Source organism: Halomonas sp. CSM-2 (genome assembly GCF_002119345.1).
GTDB lineage: Bacteria > Pseudomonadota > Gammaproteobacteria > Pseudomonadales > Halomonadaceae > Vreelandella > Vreelandella janggokensis.
Genome location: NZ_NBYR01000016.1, coordinates 1 through 25962, shown reverse-complemented (window position 1 = coordinate 25962; position 25962 = coordinate 1). Strand labels below are relative to the sequence as shown.

Annotated in this window: 25 protein-coding genes and 3 pseudogenes; 8 read left to right on the top strand and 20 right to left on the bottom strand. The window is 56.2% G+C overall.

Annotated features, from left to right (window positions below; translation table 11 throughout):
* Positions 1-7 precede the first annotated feature (7 nt).
* Both B7L15_RS14515 and B7L15_RS14510 read left to right on the top strand, forming a co-directional pair.
* A complete protein-coding gene (locus B7L15_RS14515; RefSeq protein WP_085919658.1) occupies positions 8-1501 on the top strand; it encodes a tripartite tricarboxylate transporter permease in 1494 nt (497 codons plus the stop codon).
* A 94-nt stretch (positions 1502-1595) separates the two neighbouring features.
* Positions 1596-2651, top strand: coding sequence for an AbrB family transcriptional regulator (locus B7L15_RS14510; protein WP_176243700.1), 1056 nt, complete (start codon positions 1596-1598; stop codon positions 2649-2651).
* 28 nt (positions 2652-2679) lie between these two features.
* Here the strand turns inward: B7L15_RS14510 and B7L15_RS19385 are convergent, their stop codons facing one another.
* Entirely contained in the window at positions 2680-2877 is a 198-nt protein-coding gene (locus B7L15_RS19385) for a hypothetical protein (protein ID WP_176243699.1), read from the bottom strand.
* A 99-nt stretch (positions 2878-2976) separates the two neighbouring features.
* Positions 2977-3276: a hypothetical protein gene (locus tag B7L15_RS14505; protein ID WP_085919657.1), complete on the bottom strand. Its 300-nt coding sequence runs from the start codon at positions 3274-3276 to the stop codon at positions 2977-2979.
* Between the two features lie 346 nt (positions 3277-3622).
* Between B7L15_RS14505 and B7L15_RS20020 the strand changes: the two genes are divergently transcribed.
* Complete coding sequence (locus B7L15_RS20020; RefSeq protein WP_325073166.1) at positions 3623-3760, top strand: NYN domain-containing protein; 138 nt, start codon at positions 3623-3625, stop codon at positions 3758-3760.
* Between the two features lie 85 nt (positions 3761-3845).
* On the opposite strand, the gene B7L15_RS14495 is transcribed toward B7L15_RS20020, so the two are convergent.
* The 7 genes from B7L15_RS14495 to B7L15_RS14465 all read right to left on the bottom strand — a co-directional run bounded on the left by B7L15_RS14495 (position 3846) and on the right by B7L15_RS14465 (position 11249).
* A complete protein-coding gene (locus B7L15_RS14495; RefSeq protein WP_085919656.1) occupies positions 3846-5012 on the bottom strand; it encodes an alpha-hydroxy acid oxidase in 1167 nt (388 codons plus the stop codon).
* Positions 5012-6028 (bottom strand): 2-hydroxyacid dehydrogenase, encoded by a 1017-nt coding sequence (locus tag B7L15_RS14490; protein ID WP_085919655.1) that lies wholly within the window; start codon positions 6026-6028, stop codon positions 5012-5014. The genes B7L15_RS14495 and B7L15_RS14490 overlap by 1 nt, the downstream gene beginning before the upstream one ends.
* Positions 6021-6950: a dihydrodipicolinate synthase family protein gene (locus B7L15_RS14485; protein ID WP_085919654.1), complete on the bottom strand. Its 930-nt coding sequence runs from the start codon at positions 6948-6950 to the stop codon at positions 6021-6023. Before B7L15_RS14485 ends, B7L15_RS14490 begins: the two co-directional genes overlap by 8 nt.
* Before the next feature lie 24 nt (positions 6951-6974).
* Positions 6975-8096, bottom strand: coding sequence for a mandelate racemase/muconate lactonizing enzyme family protein (locus B7L15_RS14480; protein ID WP_085919653.1), 1122 nt, complete (start codon positions 8094-8096; stop codon positions 6975-6977).
* 25 nt (positions 8097-8121) lie between these two features.
* Positions 8122-9627, bottom strand: a complete 1506-nt coding sequence (locus B7L15_RS14475; RefSeq protein WP_066320954.1) for a tripartite tricarboxylate transporter permease — start codon at positions 9625-9627, stop codon at positions 8122-8124.
* A 101-nt stretch (positions 9628-9728) separates the two neighbouring features.
* The gene (locus B7L15_RS14470; RefSeq protein WP_085919652.1) at positions 9729-10229 is read right to left on the bottom strand and encodes a tripartite tricarboxylate transporter TctB family protein; all 501 of its coding nucleotides are present in this window, start codon (positions 10227-10229) and stop codon (positions 9729-9731) included.
* A gap of 48 nt (positions 10230-10277) precedes the next feature.
* The gene (locus B7L15_RS14465; RefSeq protein WP_085919651.1) at positions 10278-11249 is read right to left on the bottom strand and encodes a Bug family tripartite tricarboxylate transporter substrate binding protein; all 972 of its coding nucleotides are present in this window, start codon (positions 11247-11249) and stop codon (positions 10278-10280) included.
* A 207-nt stretch (positions 11250-11456) separates the two neighbouring features.
* On the opposite strand from B7L15_RS14465, the gene B7L15_RS14460 reads away from it, so the two are divergent.
* The 3 genes from B7L15_RS14460 (at position 11457) to B7L15_RS14450 (ending at position 14805) form a co-directional block, all read left to right on the top strand.
* Positions 11457-13244 carry an IlvD/Edd family dehydratase gene (locus B7L15_RS14460; RefSeq protein WP_085919650.1) on the top strand — a complete coding sequence of 596 codons (1788 nt, stop codon included), beginning with the start codon at positions 11457-11459 and terminating at the stop codon, positions 13242-13244.
* A gap of 59 nt (positions 13245-13303) precedes the next feature.
* Positions 13304-13990: a GntR family transcriptional regulator gene (locus B7L15_RS14455; RefSeq protein ID WP_085919708.1), complete on the top strand. Its 687-nt coding sequence runs from the start codon at positions 13304-13306 to the stop codon at positions 13988-13990.
* Positions 13991-14454: 464 nt separating this feature from the next.
* Positions 14455-14805, top strand: a complete 351-nt coding sequence (locus B7L15_RS14450; RefSeq protein ID WP_085919649.1) for a hypothetical protein — start codon at positions 14455-14457, stop codon at positions 14803-14805.
* A 292-nt stretch (positions 14806-15097) separates the two neighbouring features.
* On the opposite strand, the gene B7L15_RS14445 is transcribed toward B7L15_RS14450, so the two are convergent.
* The 9 genes from B7L15_RS14445 to B7L15_RS14405 form a co-directional block, all read right to left on the bottom strand.
* Positions 15098-15817 (bottom strand): FadR/GntR family transcriptional regulator, encoded by a 720-nt coding sequence (locus tag B7L15_RS14445; protein ID WP_085919648.1) that lies wholly within the window; start codon positions 15815-15817, stop codon positions 15098-15100.
* Positions 15818-15876: 59 nt separating this feature from the next.
* On the bottom strand, positions 15877-16629 hold the full coding sequence (locus tag B7L15_RS14440; protein WP_085919647.1) for an SDR family NAD(P)-dependent oxidoreductase: 753 nt from the start codon (positions 16627-16629) through the stop codon (positions 15877-15879).
* An 11-nt stretch (positions 16630-16640) separates the two neighbouring features.
* Complete coding sequence (locus tag B7L15_RS14435; protein ID WP_085919646.1) at positions 16641-17495, bottom strand: sugar phosphate isomerase/epimerase family protein; 855 nt, start codon at positions 17493-17495, stop codon at positions 16641-16643.
* Positions 17496-17507: 12 nt separating this feature from the next.
* Entirely contained in the window at positions 17508-18389 is an 882-nt protein-coding gene (locus B7L15_RS14430) for an NAD(P)-dependent oxidoreductase (RefSeq protein ID WP_085919645.1), read from the bottom strand.
* 10 nt (positions 18390-18399) lie between these two features.
* Positions 18400-19659, bottom strand: coding sequence for a TRAP transporter large permease (locus B7L15_RS14425; protein ID WP_085919644.1), 1260 nt, complete (start codon positions 19657-19659; stop codon positions 18400-18402).
* Entirely contained in the window at positions 19656-20222 is a 567-nt protein-coding gene (locus B7L15_RS14420) for a TRAP transporter small permease (protein ID WP_085919643.1), read from the bottom strand. Before B7L15_RS14420 ends, B7L15_RS14425 begins: the two co-directional genes overlap by 4 nt.
* 13 nt (positions 20223-20235) lie before the next feature.
* Complete coding sequence (locus B7L15_RS14415) at positions 20236-21216, bottom strand: TRAP transporter substrate-binding protein (RefSeq protein WP_085919642.1); 981 nt, start codon at positions 21214-21216, stop codon at positions 20236-20238.
* 65 nt (positions 21217-21281) lie between these two features.
* The gene (locus B7L15_RS14410) at positions 21282-22304 is read right to left on the bottom strand and encodes a transketolase family protein (RefSeq protein ID WP_085919641.1); all 1023 of its coding nucleotides are present in this window, start codon (positions 22302-22304) and stop codon (positions 21282-21284) included.
* Positions 22305-22316: 12 nt separating this feature from the next.
* Positions 22317-23177 carry a transketolase gene (locus tag B7L15_RS14405; RefSeq protein WP_217808039.1) on the bottom strand — a complete coding sequence of 287 codons (861 nt, stop codon included), beginning with the start codon at positions 23175-23177 and terminating at the stop codon, positions 22317-22319.
* Between the two features lie 518 nt (positions 23178-23695).
* Here B7L15_RS14405 and B7L15_RS14400 point away from each other — a divergent pair.
* A pseudogene (locus tag B7L15_RS14400) lies at positions 23696-24006 on the top strand (transposase); the annotation flags it as partial.
* Between the two features lie 233 nt (positions 24007-24239).
* On the opposite strand, the pseudogene B7L15_RS14395 reads toward B7L15_RS14400, so the two are convergent.
* Together B7L15_RS14395 and B7L15_RS19380 are read right to left on the bottom strand one after the other, a co-directional pair.
* Positions 24240-24431, bottom strand: a pseudogene (locus B7L15_RS14395) (IS3 family transposase); the annotation flags it as partial.
* Positions 24432-24481: 50 nt separating this feature from the next.
* Positions 24482-24796: a hypothetical protein gene (locus B7L15_RS19380; RefSeq protein WP_139839382.1), complete on the bottom strand. Its 315-nt coding sequence runs from the start codon at positions 24794-24796 to the stop codon at positions 24482-24484.
* 12 nt (positions 24797-24808) lie between these two features.
* On the opposite strand from B7L15_RS19380, the pseudogene B7L15_RS14390 reads away from it, so the two are divergent.
* Positions 24809-25813, top strand: a pseudogene (locus B7L15_RS14390) (IS1380 family transposase); the annotation flags it as partial.
* Positions 25814-25962 lie beyond the last annotated feature (149 nt).

Below are 25962 nucleotides of genomic sequence, written 5' to 3'. Positions count from 1 at the left end.
CGCTGAGATGTTCGATTTCCTGATCGACGGCTTCGGGGTTGCGCTAACCCCTCTCAACCTGGGCCTGGCCTTCCTTGGCGCCCTGCTGGGCACCCTGTTCGGGGCCTTGCCGGGTATTGGCCCGATCAACGGCATCGCCATTCTGATGCCGTTGGCCTACACCCTCGGCTTGCCGGCGGAGTCATCGCTGATCCTGCTGGCCGCCGTCTACACCGGCGCCGAATACGGCGGACGCATGTCGAGCATCCTGCTCAATGTGCCCGGTGATGCCGGTGCGGTCATGACCACCCTGGACGGCTACCCGCTGGCACAGAAAGGGCTTGCCGGCCCCGCGCTAGGCCTTTCGGCCGTTAGCTCCTTCATTGGCGCCACCATTGCCATTATCGGCCTGACACTTTTCGCACCGCTGCTGGCGGAAGTCGCGGTGATGTTCGGCCCGGCCGAATTTTTTGCGCTCATGATCTTCGCTTTCTCCTCCATGTCGGTGATGATGGGCAAGGATCCTATCAAGACCGCCATTGGCGCGGTGCTCGGCGTGCTGATTGCCACCGTGGGTATCGACTCCGGCAGCGGCGTGTTGCGCTATACCTTCGGTTTGCCCGAGCTCTATGACGGCATCGACTTTGTGGTGATGATCATCGGGCTGTTTGCCATCAGCGAAATTCTGCTGATGCTTGAGCATGCTCACCGCTCGGAGGACGACGGCAAGCTCCCGCCGCTGGGTCGTGTCTTTGTCACCCTCAAGGAAGTTATCGCGTGTAAAGGTGCTATCGGCCGGTCGGGATTGCTCGGCTTTATCATCGGCGTTCTCCCCGGGACCGGAGCGTCGGTGGCGGGCGCCGTCTCCTACACTACCGAAAAGCGCCTTTCCGACAAGGACAATACCTTTGGCAAGGGCGACATGCGCGGCCTGGCAGCACCAGAGTCAGCCAACAACGCGGCCGCGGTGGGCTCCTTCGTGCCCATGCTGACGCTTGGCATTCCCGGCTCGGGCACCACGGCCGTATTGCTGGGGGCGCTGATGCTTTACAACATCACCCCAGGACCGATGATGTTCACCGAGCGCCCGGAAGTGGCCGGTGGCCTGATCGCCTCGCTTTACATCGGTAACATTGTCCTGTTGATGCTGAACCTCCCGCTGGCTGGCGTCTTTGCCCGCGTGCTGACTATCCCGCGCTGGGTATTGGTACCCGCCATTGCTATCCTGGCGTTCGTCGGCGTCTACCAGTTGCACTCCGACCTGTTTGCCATCTACCTGATGCTGATCATCGGCGTGTTTGGTTACCTGCTGCGCAAGCTGGGGTTCTCTTTGGCCCCCGTGATTCTTGGCTACGTGCTGGGGGGCTTGATGGAGCAGAATCTGCGCCGCGCGCTGTCCATTAGCGGGGGTGATGTCGGCATCCTGTGGCAGTCGGGTATTTCACTGGGGCTGTGGATAGCCGCTGCCTTGCTGCTGGTGCTGCCCTGGGCAGTGCCAAAGATGCTTGCGGCCAGACGCTGATTGACGAAAAGCCAAACGCCGATCGCTCGACACGACCGCCCCGGCAGATGTTCTCAACTGCCGGGGTTTTAACGCTAAAAGGAGATTGAAAGCCATGCTGGCAGCACGGATAGGCTCGCTGGGTCGTTTTCTGCCGACGTTGGCGCTCGGGATTGTCGGCGGTGGGCTGGCTTACTGGCTACAACTTCCCCTCCCCTGGTTACTGGGCGCCATGATCGCCACCACCGTGGCCTCTCTGGCGGGCGTCCCCCTTGAGTCACAGCGCAGGGGGCGCAAGGGGGTACTAGTGGTCATTGGGGTCATGCTCGGTTCAGCGTTCACACCAGAGATGACCGGAGACGCCAGCCTGTGGGGTATCAGCCTTGCCGTCATGCTGATCGCCACGGCGGTAATGATGACCTTCTCGGTTTGGTTCTCCTGCCGCGTGGCCGGGCATTCCTGGGAGACGTCGCTCTACTCTGGCGTGCCTGGCGGGGTCTCCACGGTGACGGGGATGGCGCTCTCCTCCGGGGCCGATCTACGCATTATCGGCATTACCCACGCCGTGCGTATCCTGGTGCTGCTGGTGGCCATTCCGCCTGCGCTGCAGTTTATCGGCCATGTCGATATTGGCGGTGCCACGCCCGCATTGTCACAGTGGCTATGGATGCCAACCCCGATAGATATCGGCTGGCTGTTGGCGGCGGGCATCAGCGGCGTATGGCTGGGCAAGATCCTTCGGCTGCCCAGCCCGCTGCTGTTCGGCCCGGCGCTGGTTTCAGGGGTACTGCACTTCTCCGGCCTCACCCACGCCGCGGTGCCCCCGGCGATCATTGCGTTCGCCCAGGTGATCATCGGTATCTCCGTGGGCGTGCGCTTTGCTGGCGCCAAGCTTGGCGCGGTGGGCATGGCGCTACTGATGGCCGTCATTCAGGCCCTGGTACTGTTGTTTCTCGCCATTATCGCGGCCTGGGCAGGCCACCTGCTCACCGGGTATTCCGCCGCGGCAGCGCTGCTCGCCTACATGCCCGGCGGTGCCCCGGAGTTAAGCCTGGTTGCACTGAGCCTGGGTATCGACCCTGCCTTTGTTACCACTCACCACCTGCTACGTATCACGCTACTGATGTTGCTGCTGCCCCTGCTGCTCAGGCGGATGGTAGTCAAAGACTAGCGATTCGCTGTGAGTGCCCAGGCCTGCATTACAGCAACCGCCCTGAGCGTTGGCCCCCTGCTCGCTCGAACCAACTCTCTTCGCGCGCTTGATGGGGGCACTGAGCGCCGCTGAATGCAGCGGCTGGAACATGGCAGGGCCACCATCGCGAGCCAGCCGAGGCGGCGGTGACCAGATGGGGCTCGTCGAGCAAGTGGCGGGCAGAGTAGCAAACCATGAACGCCATGGTTCTTTGATTCATGAGTTCGTAAACTAAAAAGGCCCCGACAGTGTGTCGGGGCCCCGAGGCTCATAAGCCAAATAGCACGTCGGTATTCGATCGCGTTTAGGTGGTCGCTTCGCGCGCCAGTTCCAGTTGATCAGCGCTCAACTGGATATCTGTCTCGTGCTGATTTTCCGTTCTAAGGCTAGCGCGTGCTTTTTTCATGGCAGCGCTGTCGCCTTCGCTCACGATATCCTGGGATAAATCCATGACCGATACCGACGTATCAGCGTCCTGTTGCGTTACCTGGCCAGTCTTCAGAGGCTCGTTCAGTTGAATGGCACGCTCAGTGGCCGGGTCGGCCTGGGCGACCATGGGAATGGCGACAATGACAAGAGCTGAAAGCGTTGTCCTGAGTTTCATGATACGTCTCCTTGGGTTGGTACGGAGAAATGCTCTCCACTAGGTGGTTAGCATGCTAATGTAATGATCATTCCATAAAAAGGTACTTTTCTCGCTTTTCATATTCGAAAAAATTTACCTAAAAGTTGTATTGACACTAAAAACCTCGCCACTTTCCTTGCCCGCCCGGGACGGGATAAAACACAGACGCTTTACGCAAAAGGTGACGCCGACGAGCTCGAAACCTATGGCCGCCACTTTGATGACAATAAGTTTTGGGCGATATCCACCACCAACAGAGGCGTCGTGAACGCCTTTTAGTCAGCGTTCAGACGGTTCTGCAAAAGGGGATTGGGATGTTGGCATCGTGCTCGATGTCATGGAGCGCGCGGAGACAGCCGAGGTCATCGTGCTGACCTCAGGCGCTGGAGACTTTGATCTGCTCGTCAACAAAATCAGGGGGCAATACGGAAAACAGTTGACGTTCATGGCGCCCCGCCGTTGAGCGCCGCGTTTCTGATGGGCCAGGCCAGCAGGTTCATCGCGATGGATGGAACACTTTTACTGAATCCACATCAGTTTAAATAGAACTAATAGAACCCATTTCGCTTTAGTAAATCCACGGATAACGCCTTGACGCTTGTTACGCCGAGCAGCGCCATATCGCGTTCTATTTCGTCACCCAAGAGCGTGACCGCTTTCTCCACACCGGCGTCGCCCGCGATGCTGGCCGCATAATTAAAGGGACGGCCCAGAAACACGAAGCTGGCGCCCAAGGACAACGCCTTGAGCACTTGGCTGCCACGCCGGAAGCTGCCATCAATCATCACCGGCACCGCTTCACCAACTGCCTCCACCACCTCGGGCAGCATGGTCAGCGGTGCCACGGTGGCATCGAGCTGACGGCCACCATGGTTGGAAACAATCACCCCATCGGCACCGGCACTGACGGCCCGTCGTGCATCGTCTGGGTGGAGAATACCTTTCACTATCAGGTTACCCTTCCAGCACGCCCGAACCCGATCAAGCGTTGACCAATCCAGGTGCCGACGGCCCGAGAAATCCCGGTTAACGTTTTTTGCCAGCACCGGCACGCCTCGCGTTGCCGCGTTATTCTCGAAGTGCGGAACGCCGTGGTACCACAATGTCTTTAAAAAGGTCCCGAATAGCCAACGTGGCCGTACCAGGCCATCCAAGGCGAGCCGGAGGCTGGGGCGCAGCGGCGAAGAGAAACCCGCTCGCCGGTGATTTTCAGGATTGGGCGGCACGGCGTAGTCCACGGTGATCACCAGATTGCTAAATCCGGCCTTCTCGACACGCGCCAGTAGGGCATCAATCTCCTCTGGCGTTCCAGGCAGATAGGCCTGGAACCAATCCGAGCCATTCGGACCTGCCAATTTTTCCATAGGAATCAACGAGGTACCGCTGACGATCATGGGAATGCCAGCGTTTGACGCCGCCCGCGCCAGCACCCGGTCGCCCCGATAGGCCGTCAGGGCACTTATCCCCATTGGGGCAATGCCAAACGGATAGGCATAGCGGCAACCAAAGAGCTCGGTTTCCGTCGATACATCGGCCACATTGACCAGCGCCCGCGGTAGAAACACGTAGTGATCGAAAGCATCACGACTGGCGCGGGCGGTCATGCCGTCTTCGGCGACGCTCGCGACATAGCCAAACAGCGGTCGCGGTAAATGCCGCTTGGCGGCCCGCTCGAAGTCATCCAGGCTCAGAATATGGTCCAATCGTCGGGGCATTATGTCTCCTGGGCTTCAGAGAAGGTCCGTCGCCAGACATCCTCATTAACGGGGGTAAGCGGTCCACTGCCAACCAGCGCACCCACCAGGTTATCGACGGCCAGTTGCGCCATGGCGTCACGCGTTTCATGGGTCGCCGAGCCAATATGCGGGGCAACCACCACATTGTCCATGGCGGACAACGGTGAGTCGGCAGGCAATGGTTCTTCGGCGAACACATCGAGCCCTGCGGCACGAATACGACCGCGGCGTAGTGCCTCGATCAACGCCGGTTCATCCACCACTTTTCCCCTTGCCACATTGACCAGTGCCGCCGTCGGCTTCATAAGGGACAGGGCATCGGCGTCAATCAGGTGATGGGTGTCGGCGTTGTAGGGCACGCTCAAACAGACGATATCCGCTTGGGCTAACAATGCCTCAAGATCACGCCGCTGTGCGCCGAGCTCCTGCTCGAGCGCCGGTTTGGGCGATGCCGCCGTGTACAGGATCGGCATGCCGAAGCCCAGTGCCCCGCGCCGGGCAATCGCCGCGCCAATCCGCCCTGCGCCTACGATGCCCAGGGTTTTACCGTGCACATCAACGCCGAAATGCTCGGGGCCGATATGGGCCTGCCAGCCACCGTCACGGACAAGATTGGAAAGCTCGACCAGGCGCCGCTGAGTCGCCATGATCAGCGCAAACGCCGTATCGGCGGTGGTCTCGGTCAGCACATCCGGTGTATTGCAGAGCAGAATGCCGCGCCGGCTCAGCGCTTCAAGGGGCAAATGGTCATAGCCTACCGAAATAGTGGCGACCACCTGTAGCGCTGGTGCTTTGGCCAACATCGCCTCGCTGAGCTCCAGCTTACCGCCGATCAGGCCATGGGCCTTGGAAAGTGCTGCCATAAAGTCGGCGTGATTGGAGGCGTCCACATCCTCGAAGTAGTCAACCTCCGCCATGCCGGAAAGCGCCTCAAGCTGGGCTTCGCTGAGTCGGCGTACGGCGACAATCCGCCACGGTTTTATTTGCTCAGCCATGGCGCGCCTCACCCACTCCTTGCATTTGGAAACCCGTCGCTTTGAGCGCAGACATAAGTTCAGCGGTACGTTGGTCGTCCAGCTCCACCAAGGGTGGGCGCAAGCGCCGCCAATCGTCGATTCCCGAAAAATACGCCGTCGCCGCTTTCATGGCAGGGATCAGCGGATAAGTTTCAAACAGGTCGCGTACCACGTTAAGGCGCTGCTGACGCTCGTCGGCATCACCCTCCTGCCAATGCCGTGCCAACTCAACGATGGCCGCCGGATTAACGTTGGCCGTGGCACTGATGCAGCCAGCGCCACCGGCCCGCAAGGTATCCAGCAGAAACCGTTCGCTACCCGCGTACACGGCGAAATCCTGCCCGGCAAAGCGCTCGGTCAACGCTTGGGTGTGGGCCCAATCACCGCCGCTGTCCTTGATGCCGGCAATGATGCCAGGGAAAGCATCGCGTAACCGTTCGATCAGTTCGAGCGAAAGCGGCACCTGAGTGACCGGCGGAATATGGTAGAGGTAGATCCGCAGGCGTGAATCGGCAACGCGGTTGATCACTTCACTGTAGTAGCGGAACAAGCCCTCATCGCTGACCCCCTTGTAATAGAAAGGCGGCAGCATCAGCACACCGGCACAGCCCGCCTCCACCGCCGCGCGGGTCAATGAGACGCAGTCGTCAATCGCGCAGTTGCCGGTGCCGGGCATCACTCGGGCAGGATCGATACCGCCATCCACCAGCGCCTGCAACAACGCCTGCTTTTCAGCCACCGTCATTGAATTGGCCTCGGAATTGGTGCCGAACACCGCCAAGCCGACGCCATTCGAGGCCAGCCATTGGCAATGCGCCACAAAACGCTGCCCGTCCGGCGCCAGGTCGGCGTCGAAGGGGGTAATGACCGGTGACCAGACGTCTCCACTCACTTGAGACATGACATTCTCCTTGTTGTAAGACGGTTAGTGCCAGGGTTCGATGGCATAGCGCTCAAGCGCCGCCTGATTAAAGCCGAAGCCAAGTCCCGGAGCGGTGGGCAGCAGCAGTTGGCCGTCGGCAAACTGCAACTGTGTATCCACCAGACGCCTGAAGTTAAGCACCTGATCGTCAGCGAAGAACTCGACCATGGTCACGTTGGGTGCCGACGCCACCAGGTGAATATGCAGGTCGTGGAACCAGTGCGGGTAAATGTCGACACCGTAACTGGCCGCTGTGGCGGCGATGCGCCGAAACTCGGTAATACCGCCACATACGGCGGCATCGGTCTGCAGAATCATTGCCGCTTCCTTATCCAGCAACTCCTTGAAGCGCCAGCGGCCCGCCTCTATTTCACCCGTGGCGACCGGCACCGGCGTACGCTCCGCCAGGCGACGATGGTTGTCGATATCATCGGGGCTGAACGGCTCCTCGATCCAGAAAGGGTCGTAGGGTTCGGCCATGCGCATAAAGGCCAGCGCCGACGGCAGATCCCGCCAGGCATTGTTGGCATCCATCATTACCTGCACATTGGGGCCTACTGCCTCGCGCACCGCCACCAGTCGCGCTTCCTCGCCAGCCAAGTCTTCGCGGCCGACCTTCATCTTGACCGCCTTGAACCCCTTCGCCACGTAGCCGGCCATTTCTTCACCCAGCATCGCGGGGGTCTTGCCGTCCAGGTAGTAACCCCCGCTGGCATACGCTGGCACGCTTTGCGTGTCGCTTGCGCCCAGGAATTTATAAAGCGGCAGTTGCGCGGCCCGGGCATTTCGGTCCCAAAGCGCTGTATCCAGAATACTGATCGCACGCATTACCGAACCGCAGCGACCATGCAGCAGCGATTCCTGATACATTGCCTGCCACAGTGCCTCGGTCGAATGGGCGTCCGCTCCGATCAGCACCGGCTTGAGCAGTTCCCTGACGGCATTGGCCACAAGCGAACCCGCATTGTTGCCGCCATAGCAAAAACCAATGCCCACATGGCCATCATCGCCCACCACCTCAACCAGCACGTAATCGCGCTTGAGTACCTGGCGATTGGAAAAGCTGGTGGGAGTATCCAGCGGTACATTGACCGTCCGAGCTCGTACGTCAGTTATCGTTGTCATGGTAAATCCTTACATTGAGAGTGGGTCATTCCGGCTGAGTACGGCTTCTCAGCGTTCCCCGTAGCCAGCGGAAAAACGGGGTCGCCTGCAGTACTGAGAAAGCGGCAATGCACAGCAACACAACGGCGATAGGGCTGGTCAAAAAGATGCCCAGATTGCCCTGACCGATCAGCATTGACTGCTGGAAACTGGTTTCCATGACCGGCCCAAGAATCAGCCCGATCACCATCGGCGCTGGCGACACGCCCGCCTTGTTCATCCAGTAACCGAACAGCCCAAAACCGAGCATCATCCCTACCTCGAACAGGCTGTTGTTAATCGCAAAGGCACCGATCACACACAGCGTTATAATCGAGCAGGCCACAAAGCTGTCAGGGATCCGCGTCACACTCACGCACAGGCGGGTAAACAAAAGACCCACCAGCAGTAAGCCAATGTTGGCGAAAATGACCGCCCAGATCAGGGTGTAGGTAACATCGCCATAATCTGTGAGCAGATTGGGGCCGGGCAGGATGCCCTGCACCATGAGGGCCCCCAATAGAATCGCAGTGGAGGAACTGCCAGGAATGCCCAGGGCAATCGTGGGAATCAGGGCACCGCCGACCACCGCATTGTTGGCGGCTTCAGGAGCGGCCACCCCGGCGATGTCACCCTTGCCGAAGCGGCTCTTGTCCTTGGCAAAACGTTTCGCCTCGTTATAGGCGAACCAGCTCGCCGTATCACCGCCGGTTCCCGGAATCAGGCCGGTAATGATGCCAATGCCGCCGGAGCGGAAAATATTGGGGAGCAAACGGCGAAGCTCGGCCAGTGGCGGAATCAACCGGTCGGTGATCTTGCTCGCCACCTTTTGTTTACCATGCGCATTCTCGATCAGGATCAGCGCCTGGGGGATCGAGAACAGTCCGATCAGCGCCACCGTGAACTCAATGCCCGAGAAAAGATTAATGATGCCGTAGGTCATGCGTGGCGTACCGGTGATCAGGTCCATGCCGACAGTACTCACCAGCAGCCCCAGGGCCCCGGAAAGCAGACCACTGATGACCGAGCCCTGGGCCAGCGAGCCGATGATGGTAATGCCCAGTACGGCAATGGCGAAAAGCTCAATCGGGCCGAACTTGAGTACTAGCACACCGAGTAGAGGCGCTGCTGTGAGCAGTGCAATACCGCTCATCAGACCACCGATGAAAGACGCGAAGATCGAGACCCCCAACGCCTTGCCGGCTTGCCCCTGTTGCGATAGTGGGTAGCCATCAAGCACTGTCGCCGCCGCCGACGGCGTACCGGGTGTCCGCAACAAAATGGCGGCGATCGAACCACCGTATGAGGCCCCCACGTAGAGCGACGCCAGCATACTGAGCCCCGAGGCCGGGTCCATACCGAAGGTGAGCGGCAGCAACAAAGCCAGCGCCATCGTGGCAGAGAGCCCTGGCATGGCCCCCACAAATAGCCCCAGCAGCGTGCCACCCAGAATCAGGGCAATATTGGTGAACGAGATGACGTTGGTCAGGCCCACCAGAACAAGGTTATCCATATGACTAGACTCCAGAAGCCTGCGTCAGGCACCCACCCCCAACTCGCTGACAGGCTGGGCCGATAAAGGCGAGCTGAGGATAAGAAGTGCGCACAATGTCGTTATGAGGACAGCAATGGCGGCAGCAGCGGCACAGGCAGACCCAAAAAGCCGATGAAAACCGTACACACCAGCGTGACCAGCAACACGATACCGATTGCGGCGAAACGCCATGAGAGATGTCCGATGATCGACAGGGCCACGACCATGAAGCCCACCGTGGCGCCCAGGTACCCCAGTATCGAAATGCTATAGAGGTAGACGGCGGCCAGCAGGAAGATCAGCATGGCCTTCCATGGCTTGCGTTGGTGCTCCTGCTCGCTAACGGCTGTCTCCTCTGGGTCAGCATCGGAAGCGGTGGCCGCCCCCTCGACCGACACCTTGCGGCGACGCAGGGTACTGATGATCTCTTGCCCCACCATCGCCGCGCCTAACAAGGCCACGACGACCGAGTAGATAAGAGGCATGTTCGCCGCCTTATCGGGGTAGCCAAGCGCAGTGACATAGAACGTCGCTGCTAAGCCAATGGCAAACACCCCCAACACCAGACGACTTATGTTCATCTCACACCCCCTTGTCGATCGCCGTATTGCGCCTTTGGCGCCGTTGCCTTACTGGTTGACCTCATCTTTGACATCTGCCCAGATTTCTACGAACTGGCCTTCCATGTCCTGCATCATCTGGCCGTAATCGTCACCAGTCTGGATGTCGAGGTTCATGGCACGCTCCTGGGCAGTCTTCTGGAACTCCTCGTTCTCTCCCAGCGCCTCAAAGGCAGCGATCAGCTCATCGCGAGCCTCGTCCGGAATGCCCGCTGGCGCGCTGTAACCGCGTGAGGAACCTGCCACGACGTCGATATCCATCTCTACCATGGTGGGCACATCAGGCAGGATATCCAGACGCTCTTCGGCAAATACCGCTAGCGGCCGCAGGCTGCCCGACTCGATGTGGCCATAGACGTTACCCAGGTTGTTGAAGCTGGCATCGATCTTGCCGCCCAGCGCCGCCGTGGCCGATGGACCATCGCCCTGGAAAGGTACCTTCTGGAAGGACAGGCCGGTCGCCTTCTCGATCATGATGGTCGAGAAGAAGTCATCCCCCCCAACGCCCGAGTTGCCCACCGTAATCTCACCGGGTCTTTCCTCAGCGGCAGCGAGGAACTCTTCCACGGTTTCATAGGGGCTATCCTCTGGCACCACGATGATGCCTGGGTCGGTGACCACGTTGGCGATTGGCGTCAGTTCCTCGATCGAATAATTGATGGCGTCATTCATGATGTAGTTGGTCATCAACATCGGCGTATTGGTGATGCTGATAACGCTGCCATCATTCGGCGACTGGTGGGCTAGACGGGTCCAGGCAATCGCGCCTGTGGCCCCAGGCAAGTACTCGTTAATAAATTCCACACCCAGCGACTCCCGCAAGAACGGTTGGGTCAACTGAGCCAGGGCATCACTGCCCCCACCGGCCTTGAAACCTTGCAGCACCTTGATCTCATCAGCGGCTGAATAATCGGCTTGGGCGGCCCCTGAAAACATCAGGGCGGACAGTAGGGTTGCGGCGTAAGCGCTACGGATTTGCATCGTTGTTACCTCACGTGCTGTTTGTCGTTGTATCGCACATTGTCGTGCAAGGCGTGCTTGCAAGATCAAACGTAGTTGCCTATCAACAATATTGTCAATAATATTATTAATAATCTTGCCAAGCCGATTTTTACCGCCTAGCCTTGCGTTCAAGAACCGTAATCAACGGACCTCCGACAAGCCGCGAACAACATAGAGGAAACCGCGATGAGCCAGGACTTCCGAAACAACCGCCAAGGCAGTGACCATCAGCAATCTGGCGCCGACGGCCCTACTCTGGGCATGTCCAATCGCCTAACCAACTACGGCGATGCCGACTTTTCGCTGTTCCTGCGCAAGGCCTTTATCAAGGGAATGGGCTACACGGATGACGCGCTTTCACGCCCGGTCATTGGCATTGCCAATACCTATAGCGGCTACAACGCCTGTCACGGCAACGTGCCGGGGTTAGTCGAGAGCGTAAAACGCGGAGTGATGCTCGCGGGCGGCTTGCCGGTCGATTTTCCTACCATCACCCTCCATGAGTCCTTCGCCAACCCCACCAGCATGTACCTGCGCAACCTCATGGCGTTGGATACTGAAGAGATGATTCGCGCTCAGCCGATGGATGCCGTGGTACTGATCGGCGGCTGCGACAAGACCGTTCCCGCTCAGTTGATGGCTGCTTCAAGCGCCGGTGTTCCCACAGTTCAGGTCGTCACGGGTCCCATGCTCTCCGGCTCACATCGCGGGACGCGCGTTGGCGCCTGCACCGACTGCCGCCGTTACTGGGCGGCCTATCGCGGCAAGGACATCGACGAGGCGGAGATCAACGAGGTCAACGACAAGCTGGTCCCCACCGTAGGCACCTGCTCGGTAATGGGTACCGCCAGCACCATGGCTTGCCTGGCTGAGACACTGGGTATCATGCTGCCCAACAGCGCTACTGCACCGGCGGTGTATGCCGACCGGCAACGCATCGCCGAGCAATCCGGTGCCCAGGCCGTAGCGCTCGCTCGGGCTGGTGTTACCCCCGATCAAATTCTGACCCCTGAGGCATTCGAGAACGCCCTGCGGGTTCTGCTCGCGTTAGGCGGCTCGACCAACGCCTTGATTCACCTGACCGCCATCGCCGGGCGGCTAGGCATCGACATCGACCTTGAAGCCTTCGACCGCATGAGCCAGGAAACCCCGGTACTGGTGGACCTCAAGCCCTCAGGTGAGGGCTACATGGAGGACCTGCACCGCGCCGGCGGCCTGCCCACACTGCTGCGCGAGCTAAAACCGCTATTGCACCTGAATGCCATGACCATCAACGGCCACACCCTGGGTGAAAACATCGATGCCGCCGTGCACCTTATCGACCAGAAGATCGTGCGCCCCAAGCAAAGCCCTATCTATGCCCAGGGGGGCATCGCGGTGTTGCGCGGCAATCTGGCCCCCGCCGGCGCCATCATCAAGCAGTCGGCTGCCTCCGCCGAGTTGATGACCCATCGTGGCCGCGCCGTGGTGTTCACCGGGCTTGAGGACCTGGCCAACCGCATTGACGATCCCGACCTGGATGTTAACGCCGACGACGTGCTGATACTGCAGAATATCGGGCCCAAGGGCGCACCGGGCATGCCCGAAGCTGGCTACATCCCGATTCCCAAGAAACTGGCCGCCCAGGGCGTCAAAGATATGGTGCGTATATCCGATGGGCGCATGAGCGGCACGGCGGCAGGTACCGTGGTGCTCCACGTTTCCCCGGAATCTGCCGAGGGCGGCCCACTAGGACTGGTGCGCGATGGTGACGTCATATCGCTGGATGTCAGCAACAATCGGCTAAGTCTGGAAGTGGATGAAAAGGAGATTGATGCACGCCGACAGGCGTTCAAAACCGAGACGAGCGAAGCGCCGCTGTTGGGCTATCGTCGCCTGTTTATGGAGCAGATCCTGCAAGCCGAGGAAGGCTGCGACTTCCGCGCCTGTCGACCGGCGCCCACCTGCAGGATTCCGAGGCAGCATGAAGCGTGAAGGCGAGTTTGGTACACTTCTTAACCATATGCCCTGCCATGGAGGCTGAGAAACCGATCATGAGCCGAACCGCCCAGCCGTCAACACGCGGTGCCGAAACCCAAGCCTCGCAACCTGCCCATGGTGTCAGTGACATCGTGGCCGCGGTAGAAGAGGATATTGTGCTCGGCCGCCTGCACCCCCGCGAGCGGCTGGTCGAGGAAACCATGATGGAACGCTTCAATTGCAAGCGGCACGTCGTCCGTCAGGCGCTATTCCAACTCGATAGCATCGGCCTGACGGAGCGCATCAAAAACCGGGGCGCCTTCGTCAGGAGCTATCCACCGGATGAAGTCGAAGAGATCTACGCCATGCGCGAGATTCTCGAGCTGGCCGCCGTCAACAAGCTGCCCTTGCCAGCTCCGCCGGAATGGCTTGCTGAACTGGAAGCGGTTCATCAGCAGCATAGCGAGGCCGTGTATGCCCACGACCTGCGTCAGGTGTTTCATATGAACATCGCTTTTCATCGCACGCTTTTCCGGGCCTGCGGCAACACCTACCTCTACGCCACCATCAACGAGTTCGCCCAGAAAGCCCATGGCATCCGTTTCATTGCGATCACTGACCGCGACGCCCTCGCTCAAGCCCGCCGCGAGCACGAATTGATGATTGAGGCGATTCGTGACGAAGACCGCGAACGTTTAGCTGACCTGTGTCGCCAGCATCTGCTACCTTCCAAAAACCGCTATCTGGCGCTTTATACCTAAGCCAATGCAATAGCTGCAGCAACGGCTGCATGTGTTGTCTGTGTACATAGCGCCCTCGTTGAAGACTTTCTTATCCAAGACGGCTCCCCTACCCGACGGAATAAGCGTTGATAGCTCGCCCCTCGACTCTCAGCCAACTTAACCAGCCTGTGCTAGGCTGGACTCAAGTCAGTTGAAGCGGCAGACGCTTGGCGAAGGTCATTCGGTACAGAGGCTTGGGAATACAGTGGCTGATAACGACCCTGAGCAAACATTCGGGAAAATGCCGCAGGAGCGCGAATTTTGGCGATGCGTCCTAATGGAAATTAATATCCCAAAGGATCATAGGCTTGGGAGAACCTGGCAGGCTGCATTTACCGGAAAAAAGTGCCAGCACGTTCATTCCATCATAGAACGCGCCGTCTAATAAGCTGTTAAGCCTTCACAGTACAACCCTAAAAGTGATTATCACGTAGGAGTCAATTATGTTTGAGCCAGTATCAATTCAGGAAGTTCGGCAAGCATTAAAGGCAGTAGAGGATATTGAGCGCCCTGATGCGGATAATGAAGGAGATCCGTTGAATTCACCGCTCGTGTACGACTACCTCTCACCAGAAGATCAAAATAAGGTAGATCGTGCAGTAGAGGTAGTCAGCGGCTATGTCAGAGATCCATCGGGTGAACCCAATAATCGATCCATCACGACTCTAAATAAAAATGGCTTTCGGACGAACTTTAACCAAGACCAGTATGACCCATATCGTTATGTCGGTAGTGTGAGCGTCGGAGAATGGGACATTGATGTTAGCGATCCATCCTCGGATGAAGAAGACTAAATTCCGGAGTAAAACCCGGGAACATTGCTTAACAAAGTGCTGCACGCGGATAAATTACTCGCTACGCTCGCAATTTAACGGTGGGCACGGCGTTAAAGCGCTACATCAGTGACACCTAAAAGACCGCTCTTGGCCGAATGAAGCTGTTAGCGACAGGAGCTATGCAAGAAAGCTTATTGCTTGAAGAATTAACTAGCGGGTTATTTGGTAAAGGCCCAATCGAATATTCTGATTGGGCCTCATCTTCTCAAATAAGTGCCGCTTCACCCCAAATTCCAGATAATAAAAGAACCTAATCCACAAGCAAATTCGTTTCTTCTGGCACTGGAAAAGTCCGCATTGTCTGTTGATTCCATGTCTCGAAGTGATCATGCATCGATTGACGAGCCAGCTCCCGATCACGCGTTTTAACAGCGTCGACAATCGCAATATGGGTTTCGTTGGTTTTCTTCTGTGCTTCGCGGGACTGCCTCGCTAAGATTCTGCGCTGGTGTAGCACTTTTTTGAGCACCGAGGAAAGACCCTGGAAGATAATCAGCACCGCTGGGTTTTTGGCCATAACGGCAAGTAGCTCGTGGAAGTCGTAATCTGCCTGAATACCCTCAAGCACATCGGTAGACGTCACAATTTTATCGCAGAGAGCCTCCAGCTTCTTAAGTTCATGTGGTTGATGGTTGACTGCAGCAGCCTGGACAATCTCTTTTTCGAACATCTCCCTAGCGGTTTCAAGATGATCGACAGATATGTAGTTGAGCTTAAGCGCCAGTTCAAAATAGAGCTGTATAAAAACCGGCTCAGGCATTTTAAGAAAGGTGCCACTACCCTGCTTGCGCTCGATGAACCCAAGGCTATGCAATAGGGAAAGGACATTTCTAACCGAAGAGCGGTGCATGTCAAAATGCTCACAAAGAGCCCTTTCTGGCGGCAGTTTCAACCGGCCATCCTTAGACAGTTCGGAGACAGAAACAAACTCCTTAAGCCTATCCAACAGGTTCGGATCAATCTGGCTCATATCGTCATCCAAGTGCCGCCCCTATAGCGTGTCGTGCATACAGGGGCAGCGTATCATAGTCAGTGAATGTGCATACCGCCGTTAACATCCAAGGTAGCCCCGGTGATGTAACTGGAGAGGTCGCTTGCCAAGAAGAGGAAGGCATTGGCAACGTCATCGGGCGCCCCCAGGCGGTTTAAGGGGATCCCTTCCAGAATCTTAGCCTTCATCTGGTCGTCGAGCTTGCCGGCGGTAATGTCGGTGGCGATCAGTCCTGGTGTAACAGCATTAACGCGAATACCATTTGCTCCAAGTTCGCGTGCCATCGCTTTGCCAAGCCCCAGCATGCCAGCCTTAGCGGCACTATAATGGGGGCCGCCAAAAATACCACCGCCACGCTGTGCGGAAACCGAGGATGTATTGATGATAGAGCCGACGCCGCTTTGCTTCATGTGCGGTACCACGGCTTGTGACATATACATCATGCCGCGGAGATTTACATCCAGAATGCGGTCGTAATCTTCGGGGGAGATCTCTTCAAATTTCACCGGCTGAGTGATACCCGCGTTATTGACGAGCACATCGATACGGCCGAATTTGTCGATTACCGCTTTTGCCAGATTGAAACAATCTTCGCGATTGGCCACGTTGCCGGTAACCACCAGAGAGCGGTCTGCATCAAATTCACTGCGCACTTTTTCGCAGGCTTGCTCATTAATATCGGAAATTACAATTGACGCACCTTGCTCGTAAAACAGCCTAGCGGTTCTGAGGCCGATGCCTTTCTCACCTGCAGCGCCAGTGACGATACATACTTTATCTTTAAGCAGCATGACTTAGTCCTTTATGGATTTTCAGTAACGAAAGCAAGCTCCTCAAGGGAGCGGGAAATGTGCGACTCGATCACATCGAGTGGCAGTGGTTGTTCATCTCGCCATGGCTGGGCATTACGGTCTCGATGAAGGCGGAACGGAAGCTCCAGCGAGAACGGTTTACCCTGGCGAAGAAGCTCAGACGCCCATGTGGAGTCATCAACGTCCCCTTCACCGAATGTAACGAAGTCGATCCCACCATTCCGTCGTGTGCATGGCTTGATGTGCAAGTGATCGGCTAGTGCCATTGCCTGACGTGCATCCCTAAGCGGTTCTCGTTTCGGGCAGTGGGCCAGCAGGTTGCCGATGTCGTAGTTGATACCGAAGGTATGGTCATCAAGACGTGCAAGTAGCCCTTGTGCGTCGCCCGCGTGGTCAAATAGGTTGGGAACCCCGTTTCCAGGGTTTTCAAGCAGAATACGAATGCCATGCTCACGAGCGATGGCAGCCAGTGTGCCCGACTGCCGAAAGAAAGTGCCAGCACGATCGCGCGTGGCAGCGTTGGTGATGACATAGGAGGCACCCAGTGAGGCGGCAAAACGACAGCGTGCTTTAAGCCTTTCAGCCGCATTCTCCAAGCCTAAGTCGATGTGCCCAGAGAAGTAGCGGCATTGCTGTCCATGCCGATGCATTTCGCTTTTTAGCTCGTTTGCAAAAGCTTCAGTAAAGTCACTATCTGTAAAGGCCTCTACGTAGCCATCAATGAATGCAAATTCAATATTTTGCACGCCGCAACGCGCCATAGAAGAGAGGATCGTACCAAACTCATAGCCGTCATAAGCTGCCGTGCTGACAGATACATAGCTGTTTTTTGCGTCGTTGCTCATAGCTGCCTCCGCTTAACCCTTGCCATTCAACAGCCGGTAGGTACGAATCACCTGGCTGTCGTCAAGCTTTCCCTCACCCCGTTCTGAGGAAGCTACAAATAGCTGATAGGCAGCAGACGCCAACGGTGTGTAGGAGCGAGATTGCTTGGCTGCGTCGCAGACGATACCGAGATCCTTGCAGAATATGTCAACCATGCTTGTGATATCGTCCGGCGGTAAAATCATCCGCGGACCCCGGTCCTTCAGCATCCAGCTGGATGCTGCGGAACCACCAAGCATTTCGACCATAACCTCCAGGTCCAGGCCATTTTTCTCTGCCAGAGCCAAGGCCTCTGCTGCCGCAGCGATATGGACACCACATAGAAGTTGGTTGACTGCCTTGAAGGCTGAGCCTTGGCCAGCGCTGTACCCCGCCTGAAAAATGGAACTACCGAGTACCTCAAAGACGCTACGGCAGGCTGCCAAGGCATCGGGATTTCCGGCACACATGATGGTTAAGGAGCCCTGTTCAGCCCCGACAACACCGCCGGACACCGGGGCATCTACGTAATATAGATCTTCCCGGATAGCCCTGACTTCACGGCTGATCTGAGCCGAGTCTCCAGGCGAAACAGTGGACATTTGCACAATGCAAGCACCCTGCTTGAGTTTCTCCGCCATCCCCTTATCAAACAACAGACTGCGGACTTGCTCAGCATTGACGACCATGATGAGCAACCCATCGGCTTCAGCAAGATGGGTGCTCAACTCTCCCCCAGTACCACCGAGACGCTCGAACTGTTCCACCTTCTTGGTATCGACATCGTAAGGCGTAATGTCGAAGCCTGCGCCGAGCAGGTTGCTCGCCATAGGCCAGCCCATGGAGCCGAGCCCAGCAACAATTAACTTCTTCATAAAAACCTCTTCAGTAGACGATTAGCGCAGGCACGAAGGAAACGAGCACCAGTACTACCAGCGCCACAAGATAGAAAGGCAATAGCTCCTTGACGACCGAGCCAATTTTTTCCTTAGCGATAGCTGAGGCAACGAAAAGGGTGGTGCCGATGGGAGGCGTAAATAAGCCGATGCTCAAGTTGACACACATCATGATCCCGAGCTGTACCAGGTCCAGATCGATAGCATTGGCGATGGGCACCAGGGTCGGGCCCAGCAGCAGAATAGCTGCAGGCAGATCCAGAAACATGCCGATCATCAACAACAAGAGGTTGATGGCGAGAATGATCAACAGCGGATGTTGGAGATATTCTAACGCCCAATTGGCAACGGTCTGGGGTACGCCACCTGATGTCAGGATATAGCCGATGATGTTAGCTGCGGCGATGATCAACATTACGACGCCGGTCGTTATTACGGTATTAGTCAGAGCCGCCATCACTCTTGTACCACTCAAGTCACGGTAAATCAGGACACTAACCAACAGAGCGTAGGCAACGGCAATGATGCTGACCTCAGTCGGCGTGGCAATACCAGCACGCAGCAGCACAACAATAAAAACCGGCATCAGCAGTGCGGGTAGCGCACTTATGAGTGTCGACCTCACCTCGTCGCGCGTGTGCTTGTCCTTGAGCCTTGGAAAGCCGCGACGTTTGCCAATGACATAGCAGGCGATCATCATGCCACTGGCCAGCAGCAAGGCGGGTATCACGGCGGCGATGAATAGCGAGGCGATTGATGTGTTGGATACCACCGCAAAAAGAATGAGTGGAATAGAAGGTGGCATTAGACCGGCGATGACGGAAGACGAGGCGGTGACCGCCGCACCGAAAGCCCCCGGATAGCCCTCTCTCTTTTGCCACGGGATCAACATGGAACCTAACGCCGATGCCTCGGCCACGGAGGAGCCGGAAACCCCGCCAAAAACGGTGGAACCCACGACGGTCACCTGGCCAAGGCCGCCATGGTATTTGCCTACCAGCATGGATGCGAGCCCGACGAGTTTCTGGCCCAGCTTGCCGGACATCATCAAACTGCCCGACAGGATGAAAAAGGGAATAGCGAGCAGCGGAAAGCTCTGAGTCGGCTGAAAAATCTTCATTACCGCCATGCTCGATGGCATAGACCCGAATACCGAGAGTGCCGCCCAGCCACTAATGACCAGGGAGAACCCTACTGGCATGGCCAGAAGCATGAAGATAATAAAGCCCAGTAACATGTGGACGGTCATAGCACTTCCTCCCCTTGAGGAACCTGAGATGCGTCGTGTTCATCGTGACCCGTCAGCAACAGAGCGATGTTGATCAAGGAAACGATTGCCAGTGCGATGAATCCGATCACTACCGACCAGTAGGCCCAGGACATGGGAACCTTGGTGATTGGCAGCCGTTGACCACCAGCGATCTCGATGACATCAAGGCCGTAATAGGCCATGACACCAAAGGCAGTCACGGCTAGGGCATTAGTGGCGAAAGTCACTAGATGCCGAGCGGCCGATGGAAGATTATCGACGATCAAGTTGATACCGATGTGCTCGTTCTTGGCCGCTGCGGCGACGATGGCGCTCATGGTCAGCCAAGGAAAGAACAGATTGGGTACTTCGGAAACCCAGCCCAGGTTAGTGGATAGTACATAGCGAACAATTACGCCCGTCATCAAGGACAGGAACATGGCCATGATGGATAGGATGGCGACCCACTTGGATAGCTTATAGACCGCCGACTTGGAGCCCAGTAACAGTGAAGTGGCCTTGGCCACTCCACTGACATGGCTCTCATCAGAGAGCTTTGTCACAGCGTCCTCCCGCTCACTGAGCGTCGCTTTGAGCTGCTTTAACGACCATATCCACTAGCTCTGGATACTGTTCACGCCAATCGTCATAAACTGATGCTGTAGCGTCGATGAAAGGCTGCTTTTCGACTTCATTGAACTCGACACCAGCCTCAATCATCTCGCTTTTCAGCGTTTCATCAGCCTGAAGCGATGCTTGACGGTTGAACTCGCCAGCTTCCAGCGCTGCTTCCTGGATAGCTTCCTGATGATCCGCTGACAGCGAGTCCCAGATCATCTTGCTCATCAGAAGTGGCGTTGACTCGTACTTGTGACCAGTCATCGAGATGTAGTCCTGCACCTCATAGAGCTTGGATGAATAGATATTCATCAGCGGATTTTCCTGTCCATCCACTACCCCTTGCTGGAGTGCGATATACAGTTCGGAGAAGTTCATCGGCGTTGGGTTAGCGCCTAGTGCCTCGAATATATCGACGGTCATTTCGTCCGGGGGCGTACGAATCTTGAGGCCATCAAGGTCTTCTGGCGTCTCAATAGGATGAACGTTGTTGCTGACGTGGCGAATGCCGTTATCCCACATTGCAAGGAGAACCAAGCCCTGTTCTTCTGCAAGTTCTTTCAGCGCGTCGCCAACCTCGCCATCCATCACTTTCCAGGCCGTGGGAAGCGAGTCGAAGAGAAAGGGAAGGCCGAGTACAGAAAACTGGGGCACCACAGAGGAGGTGGCTCCTTGAGAGTTGGTGCTTAAAGCCAAGGTACCCAGACGCATCTGGGATAAGGCTTCCATGTCGTCGCCATACTGAGCATTGCCGCCCACATCGACGATCAACTCACCATCAGTGGCCTCTTCAACCAACTCTGCGAAGAGTTCGGAAGCGTCCCACTTTGGGTTACCCTCCGCTGCATTATGGGCAAGCTGGAGTGTTTGCTGAGCGGCGGCGATCCCGCTGAATAAAAAGGCGCTGGCGACCGCAGTTGCAAGAACTGTTTTTTTCATGACGTTTCTCTCTGTTCAGATAATTGTTGTATGTACAGATAGTTTGAGTGGATGCAGATAACGTTTTATATGGTTGGCTTCACTTCCTCCTCTATGGAGACATTTTTCTCTACCGTTTTCACCACCTCTCTGGTAGAGATACCGTAGCGATCGTGAAGGGTGGGTAGAGCACCCGCATCCAAGAATTCATCCGGAAGGCCGATTTGGCGGAACTTGACTGCTACCCCTTCTTTCATCAGTAGGGAGGCAATGCTTTCGCCTAAGCCGCCAACAACCGAATGGTTTTCCGCCACGAACACAGGACGGTCGGTATTGGAGCGCACCTCTTCCAAAATGGCTTTCGTATCCAGCGGCTTGATCGTGGCGCAATGCATGACAGCCACTTCAATACCCTTTTCTTTAAGCTCATCGGCGGCTTCAATCGCCCGCGTCGTCATGAGTCCCGAAGAAATAATCAAGGCGTCCTTGCCGTTCATCAGCCGCTTGGCCTTGCCAATCTCGAAGCGATAGTCAGCAAAACGGTCCAAGACACGCGGAACCTTGCCACGCAATAGCCGCAAGTAGACAGGGCCATCAAATTCAGCCATTGCATGCACCGACTGCTCAATGTCTACCGCATCGCAAGGGTCAATGATGGTCAGGTTCGGCATACCACGGAAAATGGCGACATCTTCTGTAGCCTGATGGCTTGGTCCATAACCCGTTGTCAGCCCTGGAAGCCCACCGATGATTTTGACGTTCAGTTTCTCTTCAGCGATCGCCAGGCAGATGAAGTCATAGGCCCTACGTGAAGCAAAGACGCTGTAGGTGGTCACGAAAGGGATGAACCCCTCACGAGCCATACCAGCGCCTGCCATCATCAGCAGCTGCTCGGCCATGCCCATCTGGTAATAGCGATCAGGATAGGCCTGGGCAAATATATGTAGATCTGTGTATTTACCGAGATCCGCCGTCATGCCCACAATCTTGGGATTTTTCTCGGCAGCTTCTACCAGTGCGTGACCAAAAGGAGCCGCTGTTACCGGCTGACCTTCACCCGCGATAGAGGCAATCATGGCCGACGTTTTTAACTTTTTCTTGGCGCTCATCTCATTTACTCCTTACTGGACACCGTAGACTTCATCGAGCTGCTTGAGCGCCACACTCCACTCATCCTCATCAACGCGAATGAAGTGGTTCTTATCACGCTCTTCGAGGAAAGGTACGCCGCGGCCCATTAGGGTGTCGCAAATAATCACTCGGGGCTTGTCGGAGTTGCTTGCCAAAGCGCTGTCGAAAGCCTCGACAAGCGCCTCAAGGTCATTCCCATCGGCGCGATAGGCTTCCCACCCAAAAGCGGTCCATTTATCAGCGATGGGCTCGTAGTTCAGAACGGTAGAAGACTTATCATCAGCTTGCTGGTCGTTGACGTCGACAATCGCAATCAAGTTATCCAACTTCCAATGGGCTGCAGAAGCAACGGCTTCCCAGGTTGAGCCTTCATTCAGCTCACCGTCCGAAAGCAGGTTAAAGATCCGCGAAGCACTTTCCTTGCGTTTGAGGCCAAGGGCCATGCCTACCCCAATGCCCAGACCGTGCCCTAAAGAGCCACCGGTGATTTCCATACCCGGCGTGTAGTCAGCCATGCCTGACATCGGCAGGATGCTGTCATCGCTGCCGTAATCTTCTATTTCCTCTTCGGCGATAACGCCGGCCTCAATCAGGGCTGCATACAGCGCAATGGCGTAATGTCCGATCGACAGCAGGAAACGATCTCGGTCTTCCCACTCAGGGTTCTTGGGGTCCAGTTTCAGAGCACGGAAATAAGAGACTGCAAGCACATCGGCAACTCCCAAAGCCTGACCAACGTACCCCTGCCCTTGCACTTCGCCCATACGCAACGCATGTCGACGAATCTTGTAGGCCCGCTGACGAAGCTCTTCGACTTCACCGGCCAGCGATGCCGCAGCTGTTTGACTCATTAAAGCCACCTCCAATTGGTTGACCATTTGAAGGTAGAGGTAGTTGCCCTCGCACGAAATAAGACCATCGTCTATTTTTTATTTTAATTATATAAAATTTAGAAAACATAAATACTAAGCTTTCAGCTAGTAAAAAACTGCATAAGCCTTCAATTTATGACAAAAATATCTTTAAAACAATATTTTATTTTCTACCCTCTATTATAGAAACAGCTAGACGCATCTTTTAAATCAAGAACTGCAAGTTTTCTCCCTGCATCACCCTCACATACCCGGGAATCTTCCTTATCACTAAATTGGTCAACCATTCAGAAAACCCACCTCTACCCTAGCTCTCGTCACAAGGCACAAAGGGCATCGAGAAATTCTCGAAAGATAGCGCTGAGCAGAAAACACTAGAAAATCGAAGAGGTCAGTCAGATTAGCTTGAAACCAGGAGCATAGGCATCGGTAATCCCCCGACAACCAGGGTGCTCAAAAGTAGAATTTTTCGTGAGCTAAGCGCAGGGAGATCCTGCATGAAAAAATCACGTTTTTCTGATGGCCAGACCATGGCAACCCTGAAGCCAGCCGAAAGTGGTGTCCCGGTGCCTGAGCTCTGCCGTGAACACGGCATGAACAGTGCTAGCTTTTACAAGCGGCGAGCCAAATTCGGCGCCATGAATACCTACATGATCAAACGAATGAAAGAGCTCAGGGATGAAAACCGGCGGCTGAAGAAAATGTATGCCGAAGAACGCCTCAAATCCGAGCTGCGTAAGGAAGCCCTGAAGGGAAAGCTGTAAAGCCCTCTCTTCACCGTGAAGTGGCATACAAAGCGGCGGCGAATGCTCGCTGCAACAGAACGCTTATATCGAGCACTACAACCTCACCACGCGTTATGACTGACTGGCTCAATACATGATCAGCTCCATCGGGAAAATGAAGGAATATGCAACGCGATGACTATGAACCTATAATCACGAACAACCTAACATGGCGCTCGAGGCGTGACCCCGCACAAAAAACTGGCTGCTGGGGTATGACCTCTACTTTTGAAGCCCTATAAAAATGGGGATTACCAGACCATGACAGCATGGCGCGCCCACAGAATTCCTTTCCATTATTCGTACGAATGGCGCTAGGTAGGCCACGTTATAAAGTCAGGTGATCCAGAGTACGTGTTAAAAACAGCCCTCCAATGGCACGTTCTGGCACGATAGCCACGGCTTCATGGGTAGCGTCATCGACAACAGTGAGGACCTTTATCACTCGACACTACCTATCACTTTATCCCGATTAATATCGACCACTATCCTTCGCCACTATCCTTCGCCACTATCAAAGAGGTGATAGAACGTGGTTTTAAATGTCCGATTTTTTGACGTTTTGACCCTTGGCGGCAATGCCTTAATTGTGATTTTTAACACATCTTGATGGCCTACTTGTAAACGCTTCTTCTCCCCCATTCTGGCAGCTGGATAAATTACCGAAACTTCCGAAGATGCCATCATTAGGTGCCAGAAAATTAACCACTGATCTCGGCAATCTTTCAATTGACCTGAATCCGTGAGACCGGCCCCCGGAAGCACTTCTAACCCACTGACCTGCATGGCAATATAGCCATTATCGCCATTCACCCAGACAGTGCCATGCCCAACATAAAGTTCCGCGCCAGTTGCCGCACCCTCACCAGCCACGCCGGGCTGTCCATCATCGGGCAATGCTTCGAGATCGCTGGCGTCGACAGCATCGACAGCCGCTTCCCCACCACGCTGGGCATGCGCACCAGTGACGTGATCAAGAGCTACCTGGGCCTGCTGTGTCTGGGCATGAGCGACTATGACGCTGTCGAGAACTTCCGCCGCGACAAGCCCTTCCAACAACTGCTGACCCTGCAGAAGGTGCCGAGCGCGGCGACGCTGCGACAGCGGCTGGAAAAACTTGCCGCCAACGACCTGCAGGCGCGCACCGCCACCTGGTCCACGACCCTGCTGTCACTGATCGAAGCACCGATCACCGCCGAGACGACGCACGTCTGCCTGGACATCGACACCTTCGTCATGGACAACAGCAACTCGAAGAAGGAAGGCGTCTCGCGGACCTACCAGAAGGTCGATGGCTACACCCCGATCGCCGCCTATCTGGGCAACGAAGGGTGGTGCCTGGGTCTGGAACTGCGGCCTGGCAAGCAGCACACCATGAAGGAGAGCAACGCCTTCCTGGAGCGGGTACTGCCTCGCGCCCAATGCYTGACCAAGCAACCGATCCTGTTACGCGAGGACAGCGGCTTCGACAGCCAGGCGCACCTGGCGCTTCTCGAACAGCAACGCCAGGTCTTTGCCGACGAGGGGCGCCGGCTCGACTATGTCGTCAAATGGAACCCGCGTGGCTCGGCCACGGCTGATCGAGATACCTGGCTGGCGGTGGCGGCGGACTACTGGGAAGAGCTGCGTCCTGGCAAGCGCCAGGCGCTGTGGACGCAGACCGTCTCGATCCACGACGACAACAAGACCGAATACGTCGTCCAACGCGTGATGCGCCTGGTAGAGCGCACCGCCGATGGCGATGGCCAGTTGCTGCTCGAACCGGACTATGAGTTGGAAGGCTGGTGGACCAGCCTGGACGAGGCGCCGGAGGCGGTGATCAAACGCTACCATGACCGATCACGACAAGGTCGAGATCGTCAGCATGGAAAATTCCGCTTTGGCTCGTATTGATTATTGTAGGATTCAGCGGTCTAATTGACAGTGTGCTTCTCTAAGCGGGGCAAGAGTGGGAGAAGCGACTGACCACGCCTAGTAAG

What these genes read in the sequence shown, in the direction of transcription:
- B7L15_RS14515 (WP_085919658.1), top strand. Translation starts at nt 8, where the DNA reads ATGTTCGATTTCCTGATCGACGGCTTCGGGGTTGCGCTAACCCCTCTC.
- B7L15_RS14510 (WP_176243700.1), top strand. Translation starts at nt 1,596, where the DNA reads ATGCTGGCAGCACGGATAGGCTCGCTGGGTCGTTTTCTGCCGACGTTG.
- B7L15_RS19385 (WP_176243699.1), bottom strand. Translation starts at nt 2,877, where the DNA reads ATGGCGTTCATGGTTTGCTACTCTGCCCGCCACTTGCTCGACGAGCCC.
- B7L15_RS14505 (WP_085919657.1), bottom strand. Translation starts at nt 3,276, where the DNA reads ATGAAACTCAGGACAACGCTTTCAGCTCTTGTCATTGTCGCCATTCCC.
- B7L15_RS14495 (WP_085919656.1), bottom strand. Translation starts at nt 5,012, where the DNA reads ATGCCCCGACGATTGGACCATATTCTGAGCCTGGATGACTTCGAGCGG.
- B7L15_RS14490 (WP_085919655.1), bottom strand. Translation starts at nt 6,028, where the DNA reads ATGGCTGAGCAAATAAAACCGTGGCGGATTGTCGCCGTACGCCGACTC.
- B7L15_RS14485 (WP_085919654.1), bottom strand. Translation starts at nt 6,950, where the DNA reads ATGTCTCAAGTGAGTGGAGACGTCTGGTCACCGGTCATTACCCCCTTC.
- B7L15_RS14480 (WP_085919653.1), bottom strand. Translation starts at nt 8,096, where the DNA reads ATGACAACGATAACTGACGTACGAGCTCGGACGGTCAATGTACCGCTG.
- B7L15_RS14475 (WP_066320954.1), bottom strand. Translation starts at nt 9,627, where the DNA reads ATGGATAACCTTGTTCTGGTGGGCCTGACCAACGTCATCTCGTTCACC.
- B7L15_RS14470 (WP_085919652.1), bottom strand. Translation starts at nt 10,229, where the DNA reads ATGAACATAAGTCGTCTGGTGTTGGGGGTGTTTGCCATTGGCTTAGCA.
- B7L15_RS14465 (WP_085919651.1), bottom strand. Translation starts at nt 11,249, where the DNA reads ATGCAAATCCGTAGCGCTTACGCCGCAACCCTACTGTCCGCCCTGATG.
- B7L15_RS14460 (WP_085919650.1), top strand. Translation starts at nt 11,457, where the DNA reads ATGAGCCAGGACTTCCGAAACAACCGCCAAGGCAGTGACCATCAGCAA.
- B7L15_RS14455 (WP_085919708.1), top strand. Translation starts at nt 13,304, where the DNA reads ATGAGCCGAACCGCCCAGCCGTCAACACGCGGTGCCGAAACCCAAGCC.
- B7L15_RS14450 (WP_085919649.1), top strand. Translation starts at nt 14,455, where the DNA reads ATGTTTGAGCCAGTATCAATTCAGGAAGTTCGGCAAGCATTAAAGGCA.
- B7L15_RS14445 (WP_085919648.1), bottom strand. Translation starts at nt 15,817, where the DNA reads ATGAGCCAGATTGATCCGAACCTGTTGGATAGGCTTAAGGAGTTTGTT.
- B7L15_RS14440 (WP_085919647.1), bottom strand. Translation starts at nt 16,629, where the DNA reads ATGCTGCTTAAAGATAAAGTATGTATCGTCACTGGCGCTGCAGGTGAG.
- B7L15_RS14435 (WP_085919646.1), bottom strand. Translation starts at nt 17,495, where the DNA reads ATGAGCAACGACGCAAAAAACAGCTATGTATCTGTCAGCACGGCAGCT.
- B7L15_RS14430 (WP_085919645.1), bottom strand. Translation starts at nt 18,389, where the DNA reads ATGAAGAAGTTAATTGTTGCTGGGCTCGGCTCCATGGGCTGGCCTATG.
- B7L15_RS14425 (WP_085919644.1), bottom strand. Translation starts at nt 19,659, where the DNA reads ATGACCGTCCACATGTTACTGGGCTTTATTATCTTCATGCTTCTGGCC.
- B7L15_RS14415 (WP_085919642.1), bottom strand. Translation starts at nt 21,216, where the DNA reads ATGAAAAAAACAGTTCTTGCAACTGCGGTCGCCAGCGCCTTTTTATTC.
- B7L15_RS14410 (WP_085919641.1), bottom strand. Translation starts at nt 22,304, where the DNA reads ATGAGCGCCAAGAAAAAGTTAAAAACGTCGGCCATGATTGCCTCTATC.
- B7L15_RS14405 (WP_217808039.1), bottom strand. Translation starts at nt 23,177, where the DNA reads ATGAGTCAAACAGCTGCGGCATCGCTGGCCGGTGAAGTCGAAGAGCTT.